Raw genomic sequence first — 3,134 nt, 5'->3', positions numbered from 1 at the left:
CTGCTCCCCCGCCCGCAGCCGGCGTCCCGGGCAAGGACGCCGCCGGCTGCGCGCCCTGGATGGGGGGTCGCCAGCGGATCGTTACGCTCCACGCCTGGGGGGTCAGGCGCCGTGAGCGGCGGTCCGCCGGGCGGCCCCTTCTCGTTGCTCAACGCTCTCTTGCGCCTTCTCGGCCCCGTTCGCCTGCGCATCGGCCCCCTGCACCTGTTGCACGAGCTGGACGAACAGGTCCCTGCTGACGAACTCGCGCCGGTCCGCCAGCGCCTTGAACATCCGGAACACCTGGCGGAACTGGTCCTCGGGCAACTTCACGCCCATCCGCTCAAGCTCCAGGCGCACGGCGTGGCGGCCTGAGTGCTTGCCCAACACGAGCTGCGACCCGCCGGCGCCGACCTCGTGCGGCTGCATGATCTCGTAGGTCAACGGGTTTTTGATCACGCCGTCCTGGTGGATGCCCGACTCGTGGGCGAAGGCGTTGGCTCCGACCACCGCCTTGTTGGGGGGAACCGGGACGCCCGTGACCCGGGCGACGGCGGCGCTGGTCGGTGCGAGTTTCGTGGTGTCGACGCCGGTCGTCACGCCAAACACGTCGCGCCGCACCTGCAGCGCCATGACCACCTCTTCCAGGGAGCAGTTGCCGGCGCGCTCGCCGATCCCGTTGATGGTGCACTCGACCTGCCGGGCGCCGGCCCGGACTGCGGCCAGGGCGTTTGCGACCGCCATGCCCAGGTCGTCGTGCGTATGGGCGCTGAAAACCACCCGGCCGGCCCCGGGAACTCGAGCCATCACCTCTTCGAACATGCGGCCGTACGTCCACGGCGTGGCGCAGCCGACCGTGTCCGGCAGGTTGATCGTGGTCGCGCCCGCCTCGATGGCCGCCGCCGTCACCTCCACCAGGAAGCCGACGTCCGAACGCGTCGCGTCCTGCGCGGAAAACTCCACCTCGGGGCAGAGGGACCGGGCGTAGGCGACCGTTTCGCGAACGAGCCGCAGTACGGCCTCCTCCCGCAGGTGCAGCATGTACTCCATGTGGATGGGCGAGGTGGAGCAAAACACGTGGATGCGCGGGCGTTCGGCCGCCGAGATGGCCTTCCAGGCGCGGTCGATGTCCTGCTGCGTCGTGCGGGCCATGGCGGCGATCACCGGCCCGCGGACCTCGGCGGCGATCCGGGAGACCGCCTCGAACTCGCCCTCCGACGAGATCGGGAACCCGGCCTCGATCACGTCGACCCGAAGGGCGGCCAGCCGCTGCGCGGTGTCCACCTTTTCGTCCACCGTCAGCGCCACACCGGGCGTCTGCTCGCCGTCGCGCAGGGTCGTATCGAAGATCTGTACCCGATCCATCGCGGGGTAACCCCCTTTCTCCGGGTCAGCTTGCGGCGGCGCTGGGCCTGGCGGCCGTGGGCTCGTGTCGCTCGTCCCGCGACAGCCAGTCCATCATCGCCCGCAGCTCTCGGCCGACCCGCTCGATAGGGTGCTGGGCTTCCTGGGCCCGGCGGGCGTTCATGACCGGCAGGCCGGCCTTGTTCTCCAGGATCCACTCCCGGGCGAACGCGCCCGTTTGGATCTCGGCCAGGATCTCCCGCATGCGCCGGCGCACCGACTCGTCGATCACCCGAGGGCCGCGGGTCAGGTCGCCGTATTCGGCGGTGTTGCTGATCGAGCGGCGCATGCGGCTGAGCCCGCCCTCGTACATCAGGTCCACGATGAGCTTCAACTCGTTGAGGCACTCGAAGTAGGCGATCTCTGGCTGGTAGCCCGCCTCGGTCAGCGTCTCGAACCCCGCCTTGACCAGTTCGGTCACGCCGCCGCACAGCACGGTCTGCTCGCCGAACAGGTCGGTCTCGGTCTCCTCTTTGAACGTGGTCTCGATCACGCCGGCGCGGGTGCACCCGACGCCCCAGGCGTAAGACAGGGCCAGATCCCTGGCCTCGCCGGAGGCATCCTGCGCCACCGCCAGCAGCCCGGGGACTCCCATGCCGTCGCGCACCAGCCGGCGGAACAGGTGCCCCGGAGCCTTGGGCGCGACCATGAACACGTCCACGTCGACCGGCGGGCGAATCTGGCCGTAGTGGATGTTGAAGCCATGGGAGAAGGCGAGGGCCTTGCCGGACGAGAGGTGGGGCGCGATCTCGGCTTCGTACACCGCCGGCTGTTGCTCGTCGGGGATCAGCATGACGATGACGTCGGCCGCGGCCGCGGCCCGGGCAGGGGAGACAGGGTCGAAACCGTCCGACCGGGCGCGCTCGGCGCTGGGGCCCGAGCGGACGCCGACGACCACCTCGACGCCGCGGTCGCGGAGGTTGAGCGCCTGGGCATGGCCCTGGCTGCCATAGCCAATGATCGCCACCCTCCGCCGGCGGATGCGGGTCGGGTCGGCGTCGCGGTCGTAGTAAACCCTGGCCATCCTCCAGTACCTCCTTCCGGTGCTTCACGCCCTGCGGGCGTGCCGCCTAACCGGTGACACGGACAGCCTCAACAGCGGCGCGGGCGGCCACGCCTACCGCCGGCTCGGGGCGGGGGGCGTCGCCGGCATCGACGCTGATCACATCGATGAGCCGGCGAAGCTGCGCGGCCAGCCGCTCCGCCCGGTCCGCCGGTTCATCCACTGCCAGGCTGACGTGCAGGACGCCGGGCAGGCTGGAGGGATCGACCGAAAGCGACCGCACGCGGTAGCGGCGGCTTTCGCAGACCCCGCAGATGCGGCGAACCGCGCCGACCTCGTCGGCAACCAGCGCCATCAGGCGCACCATCTTTGTCACCTCCTCGCCTGGGGGGTCGGTTGGAGCAACAAAAAAGCGTTCCCCGCCCCGGACCCGGGTGGAGGGTCCGGGGGCGAAGAACGCTTCGCGGTACCACCCCGCTTGCCGCCACCTCGCGGCGACGGCCTCAGCGAGTTCGCAGACGGGCCGCTGCAAACGGCTTACAGCCCGCGTCTGGCGAACCCTTTGGCTAACGACGACCCCTGCTGGCAAGCGCCTCTCGCTGCCCTGGAGCGGGCGCGTCGCGCATCTGCTTGCCCGGCCGGGCCGCCGGTCCCGGCTACTGGCTCGCGCAGGCGAGCGTTCCCCGGGACGGCTCCGGGGCGAGTTCGCCGGTCACCTGGCGCCGGTTCCCACCAACCCCGGCTCTCT

Annotated in this window: 3 protein-coding genes; all 3 read right to left on the bottom strand. The window is 70.8% G+C overall.

Going from position 1 to position 3,134, the window contains the following annotated elements:
• Positions 1 to 102 precede the first annotated feature (102 nt).
• Genes AB1609_19345 through AB1609_19335 form a run of 3 tightly spaced genes read right to left on the bottom strand, consistent with a single transcriptional unit; the run spans position 103 to position 2,918 of the window.
• A complete protein-coding gene (locus tag AB1609_19345) occupies positions 103 to 1,344 on the bottom strand; it encodes a 2-isopropylmalate synthase (protein ID MEW6048598.1) in 1,242 nt (413 codons plus the stop codon).
• Positions 1,345 to 1,369: 25 nt separating this feature from the next.
• Entirely contained in the window at positions 1,370 to 2,407 is a 1,038-nt protein-coding gene (gene ilvC, locus AB1609_19340; GenBank protein ID MEW6048597.1) for a ketol-acid reductoisomerase, read from the bottom strand.
• A gap of 46 nt (positions 2,408 to 2,453) precedes the next feature.
• Positions 2,454 to 2,918 carry an ACT domain-containing protein gene (locus tag AB1609_19335; GenBank protein ID MEW6048596.1) on the bottom strand — a complete coding sequence of 155 codons (465 nt, stop codon included), beginning with the start codon at positions 2,916 to 2,918 and terminating at the stop codon, positions 2,454 to 2,456.
• Positions 2,919 to 3,134 lie beyond the last annotated feature (216 nt).

The sequence above is a fragment of the Bacillota bacterium genome (genome assembly GCA_040754675.1).
Classification (GTDB): domain Bacteria; phylum Bacillota; class Limnochordia; order Limnochordales; family Geochordaceae; genus Geochorda.
The sequence above is the reverse complement of the archived record's forward strand: the minus strand, read 5'-3'. Positions and strand labels throughout refer to the sequence as shown.